The sequence below is a fragment of the Streptomyces sp. NPDC107498 genome (assembly GCF_055582805.1).
The window spans coordinates 123,122-137,397 of record NZ_JBVJPE010000016.1; the positions used below are offsets into that span (position 1 = coordinate 123,122).

Here is a 14,276-nt window from a genome sequence, read left to right on the forward strand (position 1 = left end):
AAGGCCAGACGCGACGTGACGGCAGCACAACAGACCATCCATGTGGGCGGAGAGTGGCGCGCGGCCCTGTCCGGGGCCACGCGCGAGATCATCGACCCCGCCGACGCGACCGCCTTCGCGGTCGTGGCCGAGGGCGGCGTCCAGGACACGGACGACGCCGTGGCCGCGGCGCGGGCCGCCTTCGACGACGGTTCCTGGCCCCGTACGCCGGTCGCCGAGCGCGCCGACCTGCTGCGGCGCGTCGCCGACCTGCTGGAGCGCGACCGCGAGCGGATCGGCGCCCTGGAGAGCCAGGACGCGGGCAAGACGCTGGAGGAGGGCCGTGTCGACGTCGACTGCGTCCGCGACGCCTTCCTGTACTTCGCCGACCTCGTCGCGAACGAGGACGGCGGCGGGCGGGTCGTCGACGCCGGATCGGACGAGATCCGCAGCGTCGTCGTGCACGAGCCGGTCGGGGTCTGCGCCCTGATCACGCCGTGGAACTACCCGTTGCTCCAGGCCAGCTGGAAGATCGCGCCCGCCCTCGCCGCCGGCAACACGTTCGTGATCAAGCCCAGCGAGATCACCCCGCTGAGCACCGTCGTCCTGGTCGAACTGCTCCTGGAGGCCGGACTGCCCCTCGGCGCGGCCAACATCGTGACCGGGCCCGGCGACACCGTCGGCGCGCGGCTCGCCGAGCACCCCGACGTCGACCTCGTCTCGTTCACGGGCGGTCTCGTCAGCGGGACGAAGGTCGCCAGGGCGGCTGCCGACAGCGTGAAGAAGGTCGCCCTCGAACTGGGCGGCAAGAACCCCAACGTCGTCTTCGCCGACGCCTGTTCGACGCCCGAAGGATTCGACACCGCCGTCGACCAGGCGCTCAACGCCGCGTTCATCCACAGCGGCCAGGTCTGCTCCGCCGGCTCCCGCCTCATCGTCGAGGCGTCGCTGCGCGAGCGCTTCGTCGCCGAACTCGCCCGCCGGGCCGACCGCATCAGGCTCGGACGCGGCACCGACGAGGGCGTCGAGTGCGGTCCGCTGGTCTCCGCGGCACAGCTGGCGAGGACCGAGGAGTACGTCGCCTCGGCCCTCGACGAGGGCGCGGTGCTGCGGGCGGGCGGCGAGCGACCCGCCGGGGCGGGCTACTTCTACCGGCCCACGGTCCTCGACCGCTGCCACCGGCGCATGCGGGCCGTCCGCGAGGAGGTCTTCGGCCCCGTCCTCACCGTGGAGACCTTCGAGACCGAGGACGAGGCCGTCGCCCTCGCCAACGACACCGAGTACGGCCTCGCCGGAGCGGTGTGGACCGCGGACGAGGACCGCGCCCGGCGCGTCGCGGCCCGGCTGCGCCACGGCACCGTCTGGATCAACGACTTCCACCCGTACCTGCCGCAGGCGGAATGGGGCGGCTTCGGGAAGTCCGGCATCGGCCGGGAACTGGGCCCCAGCGGTCTCGCCGAGTACCGCGAGACCAAGCACATCTACCGGAACCTCGCCCCGCGCCCCGTGCGCTGGTTCGCGGGCGAGGCGCAGAAGGACCAGGCATGAACGACCAGCACGTGTACGACTACGTCGTCGTCGGCGGCGGCACCGCGGGGTCGGTGGTCGCCTCCCGGCTGACCGAGGACCCGGACGTCACCGTCGCCGTCATCGAGGGCGGTCCCAGCGACGTCGGCCGCGACGACGTCCTCACCCTGCGCCGCTGGATGGGCCTGCTCGGGGGCGAGCTGGACTACGACTACCCCACCACCGAGCAGCCCCGGGGCAACTCGCACATCCGGCACAGCCGGGCCCGCGTGCTGGGCGGCTGTTCCTCGCACAACACCCTCATCGCCTTCAAGCCCCTTCCCTCCGACTGGGACGAGTGGGCCGAGGCCGGTGCCGAGGGCTGGGACGCCGCCGCCATGGACCCCTACTTCGCCCGGCTGCGCAACAACATCGTGCCCGTCGACGAGGCGGACCGGAACGCGATCGCGCGGGACTTCGTCGACGCGGCGCAGGCCGCGCTCGGGGTGCCCCGCGTCGAGGGCTTCAACCGCGAGCCGTTCCACGAGGGCGTCGGCTTCTTCGACCTCGCCTACCACCCGGAGGACAACAAGCGGTCGTCCGCCTCCGTCGCCTATCTGCACCCGTTCCTGGACCGGCCGAACCTGCACATCGCCCTGGAGACCTGGGCGTTCCGGCTGGAGTTCGAGGGCACCCGGGCGACCGGCGTGCACATCCGCGCGAAGGACGGCACGGAACACGTCGTGCGCGCCCGGCGCGAGATCCTGGTGTGCGCGGGCGCCGTGGACACCCCGCGCCTGCTGCTGCACTCCGGAGTCGGGCCGCGCGCCGATCTCGAGAAGCTCGGCATCCCCGTCGTGCACGACCTGCCGGGCGTCGGGGAGAACCTGCTCGACCACCCCGAGTCGGTCATCGTGTGGGAGACCCACGGCCCGATCCCGGAGAACTCCGCGATGGACTCCGACGCCGGGCTCTTCGTCCGCCGGGACCCGGAGTCCGAGGGGCCGGACCTGATGTTCCACTTCTACCAGATCCCCTTCACCGACAACCCGGAGCGGCTGGGCTACGAACGACCCGCGCACGGCGTGTCGATGACACCGAACATCCCCAAGCCGCGCAGCCGCGGCCGGCTGTACCTGACGAGCGCCGACCCCGAGGACAAGCCGGCGCTGGACTTCCGGTACTTCACCGACGAGGACGACTACGACGGCCGGACCCTCGTCGACGGGATCCGCATCGCCCGGCGGATCGCGGCGAGCGAACCCCTGGCCGGCTGGCTGAAGCGCGAGGTGTGCCCGGGGCCGGAGGTCACCTCGGACGAGGAGCTCAGCGCCTACGCCCGGCACGTCGCGCACACCGTCTACCATCCGGCCGGCACCTGCCGGATGGGTGCCGTCGACGACGAACTCGCCGTCGTCGCACCCGACCTGAGGATCCGCGGCCTCGACGGCATCCGGATCGCCGACGCGTCCGTCTTCCCGACCATGACCGCCGTCAACCCCATGATCGGCGTGCTCATGGTCGGCGAGAAATGCGCCGACCTGCTGGGAGGTACGACCCGATGAGCACTCCGTCCGCCCCGACCCGCACCACCACGCCGTCCCCGACGGCCGACGGGTCCGTCTTCTCCGTACGCGGTCTGTGGAAGGTCTTCGGGCCCAGGGCCGGGCGCGTGCCCGGCGACCGGGACCTCGCGCGGCTCGACGCGGCCGAGCTGCGTGAGCGCACCGGCTGCACCGCCGCCGTCCGCGACGTCTCCTTCGACGTCGCGAAGGGTGAGGTCTTCGTCGTCATGGGCCTGTCGGGCTCGGGCAAGTCGACGCTCGTGCGCTGTCTGACCAGGCTGATCGAGCCGACGTCGGGCACGGTCTCCATCGACGGCGAGGACGTCCTGTCCATGGACTCCGGCCGGCTCCGCGAACTGCGCCGGCACCGGGCCGCGATGGTCTTCCAGCACTTCGGCCTGCTGCCGCACCGCACCGTGCTCGACAACGTCGCGTACGGCCTGGAGATCCAGGGCGTGGGTCGCGGCGAACGGCGCGAGCGGGCGGCGGAGTTCGTCGCCAAGGTCGGCCTCGCGGGCATGGAGCAGCGCAGGCCGGGCCAGTTGTCCGGCGGTCAGCAGCAGCGGGTCGGTCTGGCCCGCGCTCTGGCCGTGGATCCCGAAGTGCTGCTGTTCGACGAGCCGTTCAGCGCGCTGGACCCGCTCATCCGCCGGGACATGCAGGAGGAGGTCGTGCGCCTGCACCGGGAGGAGGGGCGCACGATGGTCTTCATCACGCACGACCTGAGCGAGGCGCTGAAGCTCGGCGACCGCATCGCGTTGATGCGCGACGGCCGGATCGTGCAGCTCGGTACGCCGGAGGAGATCGTGGGTTCCCCCGCCGACGACTACGTCCGGGACTTCGTCCGTGACGTGCCGCGCGAACAGGTGCTGACCGTGCGCTCGGCGATGCGCCCCGCGTTCGCGGAGGAACACGGGGCCGGCCCGGCGCTCGCCCCCGGCGCCACCGTCCAGGAGGCCATCGAAGCGGTCGCCCGGACGGGCGAGAACGCGCGGGTGGTCGAGAACGGCCGGTGCCTCGGCGTGGTGGACCACGCGGGGCTCCTGGGCGTCGTCGCCGGCGTGCCGTCCGCGGCGGGGAAGGCGGTGGCCTGATGCACTCCCCCACGACCTGGCCGCCGCCGTGCGGCACGACCGGTGCCGGAGCCCGGGGAGAGCGCCGCGGCACCGGACGCCCCCGCCCGTCCTCCGGCGTCCCCCGTTCCGCCCGCGACGCCGGACGCGCCGGCGCCGCTCCGGCCCCCGGGGACGCCTGCCGCCGCCCCGTCCGGCCCGCGGGCCGGACGCGCGGCCCGGGGCGGTGGGTGCGATGACCGTGACCGTCACCCCCGCCCGTTCCGGCCGGACGACCGCCGGTGCCGCCGGCGCCGCGACCGGTGGCACCCGGACCGGCGCGCTGCGCGCGCTCGCGCGGCACCGCGGCCGCCTGATCGGCGCCGGCACGGCCCTCGGCCTGCTCCTCGGCGCCGTCCTCCTGGGCGGCGGCGGCTGGCCGGGGGCGCTGGCCGTCGACGTGTCCGCGCCGCTCGCGCGGGGCAGCGACTGGATCGTCGACAACCGCGACAGCCACCCGCTGTTCCTCTACTTCCTCGGCCACGTGAGCGACCTGGTGGTCGTGTCGGTCCGCGCGGTGTACCTGGCGCTGCTGGCCGCCGGGTGGGCCGGCGTCACCGCGGCCGCCGGCCTGGTGGCCTGGCGTGTCGCCGGTGTCCGGCTCGCGCTGGCCTCCGCCGCCGCGTTCGCCGTGTGCGGGCTTCTCGGCATGTGGGTGCCCACCATGCAGACGCTCGCGCTGATGGTGGTGGCCGTCGCCGCGTCGGTGCTGCTCGGTGGTCTCCTCGGCCTCGCCGGGGGCCTGTCGGACCGGATGCACCGGATCCTGCGGCCGGTCCTCGACACCATGCAGGTGCTGCCGGCCTTCGCGTACCTGCTGCCCGTCGTCCTGGTCTTCGGCATCGGCGTGCCCGCGGCCGTCCTGGCGACCGTCGTCTACGCCGCCCCGCCCATGGCCCGGCTCACCGCGCTCGGGCTGCGCGGCGCGGACGCCGGTGTCATGGAGGCGGCCGCGTCCCTCGGCGCCACCGCGAGGCAGCGGCTGCTGACCGCCCGGCTGCCCCTGGCCCGCAAGGAGCTGATGCTCGGCGTCAACCAGTCGATCATGATGGCCCTCGGCATGGCCGTGATCGCGTCCGTCATCGGCGCGGGCGGCCTCGGCGACCGCGTGTACCAGGCGCTGGCCTCGGTCGACGTCGGTGCCGCGCTCACCGCCGGTGTGCCGGTCGTGCTGCTCGCCGTCGTCCTGGACCGCGTCACCGCCGCGGCGGGAGCGCGGATCGGTGCGCCGCCGGTCCCCCGCGCCGGGCTCGGCCGGGCCGTCGCCCTCGTGGCGACCGTCGCCGTCGCGGTCGCCGGCCGCCTGTCCGGCCGCCTGTCCTGGCCCGCCGCGTGGACGGTGGACGTCGCCGGGCCCGTCAACCGGGCCGTGGACTGGATGACCTCCCACCTGTACTCCGGCGTGCCCGTCGTCGGGGGCACCGCCGACTGGGCGGGGCGGTTCACCACCTGGGTCCTCAACCCGCTGCGTGACGGGCTGCAGTGGCTGCCCTGGTGGGCGGTCCTCCTGGGCGTCGGCGCGCTCGCCCTGCTCATCGGTACCTGGCGCACCGCGACGACCGCCGTCCTCGCGATGGGCGTGATCGGTGTGCTCGGGGTCTGGACTCCGGCGCTCGACACGCTGTCCCAGGTCCTGGCGGCCGTCGCCGTGACCCTGGTGCTCGGCGTCGCCCTCGGGGTCGCCGCGGCCCGTGGCACCCGGCTGGGGCGCGTGCTCCGTCCGGTGCTCGACGTCTTCCAGACGCTGCCGCAGTTCGTGTACCTGATCCCCGTGGTCGCCCTGTTCGGAGTGGGCCGCGCCCCGGCGGTCGCGGCCGCCGTGGTCTACGCGCTGCCCGCGGTGGTGCGGATCACGGCCCAGGGCATACGCGCGGTGGACCCGGCGGCCCTGGAGTCCGCCCGGTCGCTCGGGGCGACCGGCCGTCAGCAGCTCTTCCAGGTCCAGCTGCCGCTGGCCCGGCCCGCGCTGCTGCTCGCCGTGAACCAGGGGGTCGTGCTCGTCCTCGCCGTGGTCGTCATCGGCGGCCTCGTGGGCGGTGGCGCACTCGGTTACGACGCGGTCTTCGGTCTCGCCCGGGGCGACCTGGCGACCGGTCTGGTGGCCGGTGCGGCGATCGTCTGCCTCGGTCTGGCGCTGGACCGGGTGACCCAGCCGACGGAACGCCGTGAGCTCGCCGGAAAGGGGGCCTGAGATGGCTCGCACACGTCTCGCCGCTCTCGCGGCCGCCGTCGCGCTGACGGCACTCACCGGCTGCGGCGCGGCGGACATGACCCGCCAGGCCTCCCCGTACGCCGCTGCCGGGGGCTCCCGCACGGTGACGCTCTCCGTGCAGTCATGGGTGGGCGCGCAGGCCAACGTCGCCGTCGCCCAGTACCTGCTGGAGCACGAGCTCGGCTACCGGGTCGACACCGTCCAGATCGACGAGGTGCCGGCCTGGGACGCGCTCAGCCAGGGCCGGGTCGACGCCATCCTGGAGGACTGGGGCCACCCGGACCAGGAGGAGCGGTACATCGACGACAAGGGGACGATCGCACGGGGCGGCGATCTCGGGGTGACCGGTCACATCGGCTGGTTCGTGCCCACGTACTTCGCCGAGCAGCACCCGGACGTCACCGACTGGAAGAACCTGAACAAGTACGCCGAGGCGTTCCGCACCGCGGAAAGCGGCGGCAAGGGCCAGCTGATGGACGGCTCCCCGTCCTACGTCACGAACGACAAGGCGCTCGTGGACAACCTCGGCCTCGACTACCAGGTCGTGTTCGCGGGCTCGGAAGCGGCGCAGATCACCCAGATCAAGCAGTTCGCCAAGGAGCACAAGCCGTTCCTGACCTACTGGTACAGACCCCAGTGGCTGTTCGAGAAGGTCCCGATGACGGAGGTGAAGCTGCCGGCCCACGAGGAGGGCTGTGACGCCGACCCGGAGAAGGTGTCCTGCGCGTACCCGCACACGCCGCTGCAGAAGTTCTTCAACGCCCGCTTCGCCGAGGGCGGGGGCGACGCCGCCGCCTTCCTGAAGAGGTTCCGGTGGACGACCGACATGCAGAACGACGTCGCCTTGATGATCGCCGAACAGAAGCTGTCGCCGCAGGAGGCGGCCGGCCGATGGGTGAAGGACAACGAGTCCACCTGGCGGGCGTGGCTCCCGTCCTGACGCGGACGGGGTGCGGCCGCGAACGCCGGTCCCTCCCCCTCGACCACCGCGGCCGTCGGTCACGGGTGCCGGGCGTCCGCCCGGCACCCTTTCCGTCCTCACGGAAGCCGATCGCTGCCGTACCGCCCCGCAGCGGCCTCCACCCGGTCGGCATGAGGTGCGCCACAGGGGCCGTCGAGGGCGGGTCGGGCACTTCCGTACGCGCTGTGCGCTCTGGTAGACGTGGTGGCGTACGTGTTCGATTCCTCCCGAAGGCCCCGCGCATGGACCACGACCCCGACCCCCGTCCCGACCTGGTCGACTTCGGCATCGACCTCACCGTCGAGGAGGCGCGTCGCCGTGCCGAAGTCGTGGCGGCCCTCGGGCCCGACTGGGACCCCGTGGCCGTTCTGCGCGAGGAGGAGGCGGCGCACGCCCTGCTGTACTCGGGCTTGGACGAGGAGCAGCAGAGGGTTCACGCGATGCTGGTCGCGGCCGGTGTGCTGCCCGGGGAGGCGCCGGGCCGTGCGTCTTCCGCTTGATCCCCACGCCGACCCGGCTCGACGGGCCTGGGTCGCGTGCCCCGGCTGCGACGACGCCCGCGACTGCGGGAACTGTCTGGACCGCCGGAACTGTCGGAGTCACTGGCGCTATCTGATCGGGAACAACGGGCCCCGGGTCCACCTGCAGTGCCCGAACTGCACCCACGTGTGGACCCTCGACACCTCCCGTGGGCGACGCGGCCGCCGGGCCTGAGCTCAGCAGATCCGCGGCAGCTGCTCTCCGAGCGGCATGTCCACGACGCGCGTGCCTCCGAGTCCGGTGCGGGCCACCACCATGCCCGGGTGGGTCTCGACCGCCTCCCCGATCACCGCTGCTCCGGCGCCCAGGGGGTGGGCGCGCATCGCGGCCAGTACGGCGTCGGCGCGGTCACGCGGGACGAAGGCCACGAGCTTGCCCTCGTTCGCCACGTACATGGGGTCGAGTCCGAGCACCGCGCAGGCGTTGCCGACCGCCTCGGGCACCGGGACGGCACGCTCCTGGATGACGACTCCCGTGCCCGACGCCGCCGCGATCTCGTTCAGCGAGGCGGCCAGCCCCCCGCGCGTGGGGTCGCGCAGCACGTGCAGGTCCTTCGTGACGGCGAGCATCGCCTCGACGAGGCCGCCGAGCGGTGCGCAGTCGCTGCTGATCTCGACTCCGAATTCGAGGCCCTCCCGCACGCTCATGATCGCCACGCCGTGCATGCCGATCGGACCGCTCACGATCACCACGTCTCCGGGCACCACCCGTTGCGGACGCAGGTCGACTCCGTCGGGGATCAGCCCCACCCCGGAGGTGTTGATGTAGATCCCGTCGCCGTGACCGGCCTCGACGACCTTGGTGTCACCGGTGACGACCTGGACGCCCGCCGTGCGCGCCGCCGCGCCGAGGGCTTGCGCGACGCGGGCGACCACGTCGGTCTCGACGCCTTCCTCCAGGATGAACCCGCAGGAGAGGTGGCTCGCCCGGGCGCCGCTCATGGCGAGGTCGTTCACGGTGCCGTTGACGGCGAGGTCGCCGATGCCGCCGCCGGGGAAGAACAGGGGGCGCACCACGAAGGAGTCCGTGGAGAACGCGAGGCGGGCGCCGCCGATCCGGATCTCGGCCGCGTCGGCGGTGTGCGCGAGGGCCGGTCCGCCGTAGGCGGGTGCGAAGACGTGCTCGACGAGCTCGGCGGACAGTGTTCCTCCGCCGCCGTGGCCCATGACGATGCGCGGCCGGTCGCGCAGGGGGGCCGGGCAGGTCCAGCCGAGCATGTCGGGTGCCGGCTGTGCGGCGTCGGCCGCCGGGGTGGTGCTGACGGTGTCAGGCAAGGGGGCTGCCCTCCAGGGAGGCGGTGACCGGAAGCGGGCTGCCGGAGGCCGCGCGGGCCGGCTCGGGGGGTCGGTGCCCCGGGGGTGCCGCGTCGAGCCGCCGGTAGAGGTAGTAGGCGGCGCAGGCTCCTTCGCTGGACACCATCGTGGCGCCGAGCGGGGAGCGGGGGGTGCAGGTGGTGCCGAAGGCCTCGCACTGGTGGGGTTTCAACAGGCCCTGGAGGACTTCGCCGCTGCGGCACTCGGCGGGCTCGCGGGTGTCGATCCCCCCGACGGAGAAGCGGTGCTCGGCGTCGTGGTCACGGTAGCGTTCGGACAGGCGCCAGCCGCTGTCCGGGATGACGCCGATGCCGCGCCAGGCCCGGTCGGCGATCTCGAAGACGTCGCTCAGCATCGCCTGCGCCGCCGGATTGCCCTCGGCCGTCACGGCACGCCGATAGGCGTTCTCGACCCTGTGCTCGCCCCGCTCCAGCTGCAGCACGGTCCTGCGTACGCCTTCCAGGATGTCCAGCGGCTCGAATCCGGTGACCACGATCGGCACTTGGTGGCGTTGTGCGAGGTCCGGGTACTCGGCCGTGCCCATCACGCTGCAGACGTGGCCGGCGGCGAGGAAGCCCTGGACGCGGCAGTCCGGGGACCGCATGATCGCTTCGATCGCCGGGGGGACGCGGACGTGGGACACGAGCATGCTGAAGTTGCGGATGTTCCGCTTGCGCGCCTGATGGACCGTCATCGCGTTGGGAGGCGCCGTGGTCTCGAAGCCGATGCCGAAGAAGACCACCTCCCGGTCCGGGTTCTGCTCGGCGATGCGCAGGGCGTCCAGCGGGGAGTAGACCACCCTGACGTCGCCGCCCTGTCCGCGGACCTGGAACAGGTCGCGGCCCGTGCCGGGGACCCGGAGCATGTCGCCGAAGGAGCAGAAGATCACCCCTGGCCGGGAAGCGATCTCCAGGGCCTTGTCGATCATCTCCAGCGGAGTGACGCAGACCGGGCAGCCCGGGCCGTGGATCAGCTCGATCTCGGGCGGCAGGAGCTGGTCGATGCCGTGCCGGATGATGCTGTGGGTCTGGCCGCCGCAGACTTCCATCAGGGCCCAGGGGCGGGTGACCGTCGCGCGGATCTCGGCGAGCAGCCGGCCCGCCAGCTCCGGGTTCTGGAACTCGTCGATGTACTTCACGACCGCACCTCTCCGGGGACGTCGTCCTGCGTCCGCCACTCGTCCACCGCGGCCTCGGCGGCCTCCCACGGGTCTCCGAACTCCTCCTGGAGCAGGCCGAGGGTCTCGAACAGCTCCAGCGTCCTCTTGGCCGACTCCTCGTCGAGCCTCTGGAGGGCGAAGCCCACGTGCACGATGGCGTACTCGCCGGGCTTCAGGTCCGGCAGGTACTCCAGGCACACCTCCTTGACCACGCCGCCGAAGTCGACCGTGGCCATCCGGGTGCCGTCCCGGTCCTCGACGTCCAGCACTTTTCCGGGTACCGCCAGGCACATGGGTGTCTCCTCACTGTCGCTCTCGTCGTGGTGTGCCGGTGGCCGTCCGGTCCGTGATCCGGGCGGCCACGACGAGCTGGCCGAGAGCCAGACCGCCGTCGTTCGGCGGGATCCGGCGGTGGCGCAGGACGGTGAAGCCGTCCTCCCGCAGCCCTTCGGCACAGGCCGAGGAGAGCACCGTGTTGGCGAACACTCCCCCGGTCAGGGCGACGGTCTCCACGCCGGTCTCGTCGCGGGCGGCGGCGCAGACCTCGCGCACCAGTCGGGCCACGGCGCGGTGGAACCGCGCCGCGACGACGGCTGCGGGGGTCCCGTCCAGCACGTCGGCGACCACCGCCGTCAGCAGGGGTGCGGGGTCGGCGGTGAGCGGGGCACCGGCCCGCGGCGGGCCGAGGCGGAAGGCGTAGCGTCCGTCCTCGGCCACGGCGGGTGCGCGCAGGGCCGCGGCCTCCAGCTCGATCGCGGCCTGCGCCTCGTATCCCGCGTGCTGGCAGATCCCCGCGATCGAGGAGACGGCGTCGAAGAGGCGCCCCATGCTGGACGTGGGCACGCAGTTCAGCTCGCGTGCCAACTGCCGCTCCAGCAGGGGAAGTTCCCCGGACGGGCAGGCTCGTGTGCAGGGCAGGGCGCGGTCGGCGGCGAGGCCCGCGGCCCGCAGGTGGGACAGCGCCATGCGGTACGGCCGCCGTACGGCCGCGTCACCGCCCGGCAGGGGTACGCAGGCCAGGTGTGCGAACCGTCGGAACCCGGCGTAGTCCGCGAGGAGGAACTCACCGCCCCACACGGCACCGTCGAGACCGTATCCGGTGCCGTCGAAGGCCACGCCGATCACCGGACGCGTGCCGTCGAGACCGTTCTCGGCCATCGCCGCCGCGACGTGCGCGTGGTGGTGCTGCACGGGGACGACGGGCCGGCCCGCCGCCTGTTCGCGGGCCCGGCGGGCGGACCGGTAGGCGGGGTGGCGGTCGGCGGCGAGCAGTCCGGGCCGTACGCCCGTGACGGACTCCAGCTGCCGCTCGGCGGAGGCGTGGGCGAGCTGGGTGGCGAGGTCGTCCATGTCGCCGATGTGGGCGGAGAGCCAGGCCTGGCGTCCGTCGCCGAGGCAGAAGGTGTTCTTCAGGTCGCCTCCGACGGCGAGGGCGGGGGCGACCTCGACGGGCAGCGCGACCGGCAGCGGCGCATAGCCCCGGGAGCGGCGCAGCGTCAGCTGTTCGCCGTCGCAGACGCGGACGACGGAGTCGTCGCAGGGCACGTGGATGGGCCGGTCGTGCAGCAGCCAGGCGTCCGCCAGGCCGGCGAGCCTGGTCAGTGCCTCCGCGTCGTCCGTGACGATGGGTTCGCCCGCGAGATTGCCGCTGGTCATCACCAGCAGCCGGGGCCCCTCCCGGTCCGCCGGACCGAGGCCGAGGAGCAGATGGTGCACCGGGGTGTACGGGAGCATGAAGCCGAGGTCCGGGCTGCCCGGCGCCACCGCCGGCGCCGGCGCGGCCCCGTGGCGCGGCCGGGGGTCGTCGCGGCGGCGCAGCAGGACGACGGGCCGGACGGCGCCGGTGAGGAGTTCGCGTTCGAGCGGGCCGAGGTGCGCGAGGGGCTCGACGTCGGCGAGGTCCGCGGCCATCATCGCGAACGGTTTGTCACCGCGCGCCTTGCGGCGGCGCAGTTCGGCGACCGCGTCGGGGTGCGTCGCGTCGCAGGCCAGGTGGTAGCCGCCGAGGCCTTTGACGGCGAGGATCGCGCCGGAGGCGAGCATCCCGCGCGCGGCGGCGACCGGGTCGTCGCCGGGGTCGGGGGCGACGCCGGCGTTCGGCCCGGTGCCGGAGGGGGGCGGTCCGTCCGGTGCCGTGACCAGCCGCAGCCGGGGGCCGCAGCGGGGGCAGGCGACGGGCTGCGCGTGGAAGCGCCGGTCGGCCGGGTCCGCGTACTCCCGGGCGCAGTCCGGGCACATCGGGAAGCCGGCCATGGTGGTGTGGGCCCGGTCGTAGGGCAGTCCCGTGACGATCGTGAACCGCGGGCCGCAGTTGGTGCAGGTGATGAAGGGGTGGAGGTACCGCCGGTCGGTCGGGTCCGCGAGCTCCGCGAGGCAGTCGTCGCAGGTGGCGGTGTCCGGCGGGACGAGGGTGCGGACGGCGCCGCCGTGACGGGAGGGCACGATTGTGAATCCGCTGCCGCCGTTCGCGGTCACCTCGGCCGTCTCGACCGACTCCACCCGGGCCAGGGGCGGGGCGTCGGGCGCGAGGCGGGCGCAGAAGGACGCGACGTCCGCCGGGTCCCCCTCGACCTCCGCGACGACGCCGTCCGCCGTGTTGGTGACGTGGCCGGACAGGCGCAGCCCGGTGGCGAGGGCGTAGACGAAGGGCCGGAAGCCCACGCCCTGCACGACACCGCGGACGACCACACGGCTGCGCCGCGGGGTCGTGACGGGGCCGGATGCGGGCCGCGCCGTGGTCACGCGCCGGCCCGGGCCATCGCCGGGGTGTGGACGCGGTTCCCCTCGGCCGTGGCGAGGGCCCGGTCGAGGAGTGCGCCGGCTCCTCGGCCGTCGCGCACCGAGCTGAGGACGACCTCGACGCCGGGATTGACCTGCTGCACGTGGGCGCGGAAGGCCGTCTCGTCGAACTCGGCGGCTTCGGCCATGTCGGTCTTGGTGACGATCACCAGTTGGGCGAGGCCGAACGCGGTGGGGTACTTGAGCGGCTTGTCCTCCCCCTCGGTGACCGAGGCGAGCACGACGCGGAGCGACTCCCCCAGGTCGTAGCCGGCCGGGCAGACGAGGTTGCCGACGTTCTCGACGAACAGCAGCCGGACGGACTCGGGGAGCCAGTCGTGCAGGTGCCGGGCGACCATGTCGGCCTCCAGATGGCAGAGGCCGTCGGTGAGCACCTGCTTGACCGGGGCGCCCGAGCGGGCCAGGCGGCGGGCGTCGTTCTCGGTGGCCAGGTCGGCGGTGAGCGCGGCGGCGCTGACGCCCCGTTCGCCGGCGAGGCGCAGTTCGCGCTCCAGCAGGGCGGTCTTTCCGCTGCCGGGGCTGGAGAGCAGGTTGATCACGGTGGTGCCGCGGGCGCTCAGCTCGGTGCGCAGGATGTGTGCCGCGGCCTCGTTCTTGGCGAGGACGGCGCGCTGGAGGTCGACGGCTCGGCACATGCTCAGCTCTCCTCGGTGATCGGTCGGCGATGTCGTTCGTGCGTCGTTCCGGGGCGGGCCCAGCGGACCTCCCGGATCTGGAGCTCACGGCCGGAGACCAGTTCGTCGGCGGCCGCGCCGCAGCCGGGGCAGAGCAGCCGGGGCGGCATGCCGACCGCCCAGTCCTCGGCGCACGGTGCGCAGCGCGCGGTGCCCGGGACGGTACGGGTGATGAGCTCGGCGCCCTCGACGAGGGTTCCGGCGCAGGCGAGTTCGAAGCAGAAGGCCAGGGCGTCGGCGACGACGCCGGCCAGCTCGCCCACGTCCAGCTCGATGCTGCTGACCCCGACGGCCCCGCGGGACTTGGCCGCGGCCTCGACCTGGTCGACGACGGCGACCGCGAGGGACATCTCGTGCATCGGTCTCCGTCCTGGGCGCGGGGTGGTCTCGGGCGCCATTAGAGAACGGGGGGTGGCGGGGGCACGCCCGGCACGCCGGGACCGGACGACGGTGTCG

Annotated in this window: 12 protein-coding genes; 6 read left to right on the forward strand and 6 right to left on the reverse strand. The window is 73.7% G+C overall.

Annotated features, from left to right (window positions below; genetic code table 11):
* Nucleotides 1-15 precede the first annotated feature (15 nt).
* The 6 genes from ACZ66Z_RS26065 to ACZ66Z_RS26090 all read left to right on the forward strand — a co-directional run bounded on the left by ACZ66Z_RS26065 (nucleotide 16) and on the right by ACZ66Z_RS26090 (nucleotide 7,835).
* A complete protein-coding gene (locus tag ACZ66Z_RS26065; RefSeq protein WP_469937792.1) occupies nucleotides 16-1,527 on the forward strand; it encodes an aldehyde dehydrogenase family protein in 1,512 nt (503 codons plus the stop codon).
* The gene (locus ACZ66Z_RS26070; protein ID WP_469937793.1) at nucleotides 1,524-3,050 is read left to right on the forward strand and encodes a GMC family oxidoreductase; all 1,527 of its coding nucleotides are present in this window, start codon (nucleotides 1,524-1,526) and stop codon (nucleotides 3,048-3,050) included. The genes ACZ66Z_RS26065 and ACZ66Z_RS26070 overlap by 4 nt, the downstream gene beginning before the upstream one ends.
* Nucleotides 3,047-4,144 (forward strand): quaternary amine ABC transporter ATP-binding protein, encoded by a 1,098-nt coding sequence (locus ACZ66Z_RS26075; protein WP_469937794.1) that lies wholly within the window; start codon nucleotides 3,047-3,049, stop codon nucleotides 4,142-4,144. The genes ACZ66Z_RS26070 and ACZ66Z_RS26075 overlap by 4 nt, the downstream gene beginning before the upstream one ends.
* Nucleotides 4,145-4,358: 214 nt before the next feature.
* On the forward strand, nucleotides 4,359-6,353 hold the full coding sequence (locus tag ACZ66Z_RS26080) for an ABC transporter permease subunit (RefSeq protein WP_469937795.1): 1,995 nt from the start codon (nucleotides 4,359-4,361) through the stop codon (nucleotides 6,351-6,353).
* Nucleotide 6,354: 1 nt separating this feature from the next.
* Nucleotides 6,355-7,314: an ABC transporter substrate-binding protein gene (locus ACZ66Z_RS26085; RefSeq protein ID WP_469937796.1), complete on the forward strand. Its 960-nt coding sequence runs from the start codon at nucleotides 6,355-6,357 to the stop codon at nucleotides 7,312-7,314.
* Nucleotides 7,315-7,577: 263 nt separating this feature from the next.
* Nucleotides 7,578-7,835, forward strand: coding sequence for a DUF6400 family protein (locus ACZ66Z_RS26090; protein WP_469937797.1), 258 nt, complete (start codon nucleotides 7,578-7,580; stop codon nucleotides 7,833-7,835).
* 216 nt (nucleotides 7,836-8,051) lie between these two features.
* Here ACZ66Z_RS26090 and hypE read toward each other — a convergent pair whose 3' ends face one another.
* Genes hypE through ACZ66Z_RS26120 form a run of 6 tightly spaced genes read right to left on the reverse strand, consistent with a single transcriptional unit; the run spans nucleotide 8,052 to nucleotide 14,179 of the window.
* Complete coding sequence (gene hypE, locus ACZ66Z_RS26095; RefSeq protein ID WP_469937845.1) at nucleotides 8,052-9,092, reverse strand: hydrogenase expression/formation protein HypE; 1,041 nt, start codon at nucleotides 9,090-9,092, stop codon at nucleotides 8,052-8,054.
* Between the two features lie 49 nt (nucleotides 9,093-9,141).
* A complete protein-coding gene (hypD, locus tag ACZ66Z_RS26100; RefSeq protein ID WP_469937798.1) occupies nucleotides 9,142-10,326 on the reverse strand; it encodes a hydrogenase formation protein HypD in 1,185 nt (394 codons plus the stop codon).
* Nucleotides 10,323-10,640, reverse strand: coding sequence for a HypC/HybG/HupF family hydrogenase formation chaperone (locus tag ACZ66Z_RS26105; protein ID WP_469937799.1), 318 nt, complete (start codon nucleotides 10,638-10,640; stop codon nucleotides 10,323-10,325). The genes hypD and ACZ66Z_RS26105 overlap by 4 nt, the downstream gene beginning before the upstream one ends.
* A 10-nt stretch (nucleotides 10,641-10,650) precedes the next feature.
* Nucleotides 10,651-13,089, reverse strand: coding sequence for a carbamoyltransferase HypF (gene hypF, locus ACZ66Z_RS26110; protein ID WP_469937800.1), 2,439 nt, complete (start codon nucleotides 13,087-13,089; stop codon nucleotides 10,651-10,653).
* A complete protein-coding gene (hypB, locus tag ACZ66Z_RS26115) occupies nucleotides 13,086-13,781 on the reverse strand; it encodes a hydrogenase nickel incorporation protein HypB (RefSeq protein ID WP_469937801.1) in 696 nt (231 codons plus the stop codon). The genes hypF and hypB overlap by 4 nt, the downstream gene beginning before the upstream one ends.
* Nucleotides 13,782-13,783: 2 nt before the next feature.
* Nucleotides 13,784-14,179 (reverse strand): hydrogenase maturation nickel metallochaperone HypA/HybF, encoded by a 396-nt coding sequence (locus tag ACZ66Z_RS26120; protein ID WP_469937802.1) that lies wholly within the window; start codon nucleotides 14,177-14,179, stop codon nucleotides 13,784-13,786.
* Between the last annotated feature and the right edge of the window lie 97 nt (nucleotides 14,180-14,276).

Bases quoted from the DNA above. Each gene is read 5' to 3' on its own strand.
- ACZ66Z_RS26075 (WP_469937794.1), top strand. From the start codon at position 3,047: ATGAGCACTCCGTCCGCCCCGACCCGCACCACCACGCCGTCCCCGACG.
- ACZ66Z_RS26080 (WP_469937795.1), top strand. From the start codon at position 4,359: ATGACCGTGACCGTCACCCCCGCCCGTTCCGGCCGGACGACCGCCGGT.
- ACZ66Z_RS26120 (WP_469937802.1), bottom strand. From the start codon at position 14,179: ATGCACGAGATGTCCCTCGCGGTCGCCGTCGTCGACCAGGTCGAGGCC.
- ACZ66Z_RS26085 (WP_469937796.1), top strand. From the start codon at position 6,355: ATGGCTCGCACACGTCTCGCCGCTCTCGCGGCCGCCGTCGCGCTGACG.
- hypE (WP_469937845.1), bottom strand. From the start codon at position 9,092: ATGCTCGGCTGGACCTGCCCGGCCCCCCTGCGCGACCGGCCGCGCATC.
- hypB (WP_469937801.1), bottom strand. From the start codon at position 13,781: ATGTGCCGAGCCGTCGACCTCCAGCGCGCCGTCCTCGCCAAGAACGAG.
- ACZ66Z_RS26105 (WP_469937799.1), bottom strand. From the start codon at position 10,640: ATGTGCCTGGCGGTACCCGGAAAAGTGCTGGACGTCGAGGACCGGGAC.
- ACZ66Z_RS26090 (WP_469937797.1), top strand. From the start codon at position 7,578: ATGGACCACGACCCCGACCCCCGTCCCGACCTGGTCGACTTCGGCATC.
- ACZ66Z_RS26070 (WP_469937793.1), top strand. From the start codon at position 1,524: ATGAACGACCAGCACGTGTACGACTACGTCGTCGTCGGCGGCGGCACC.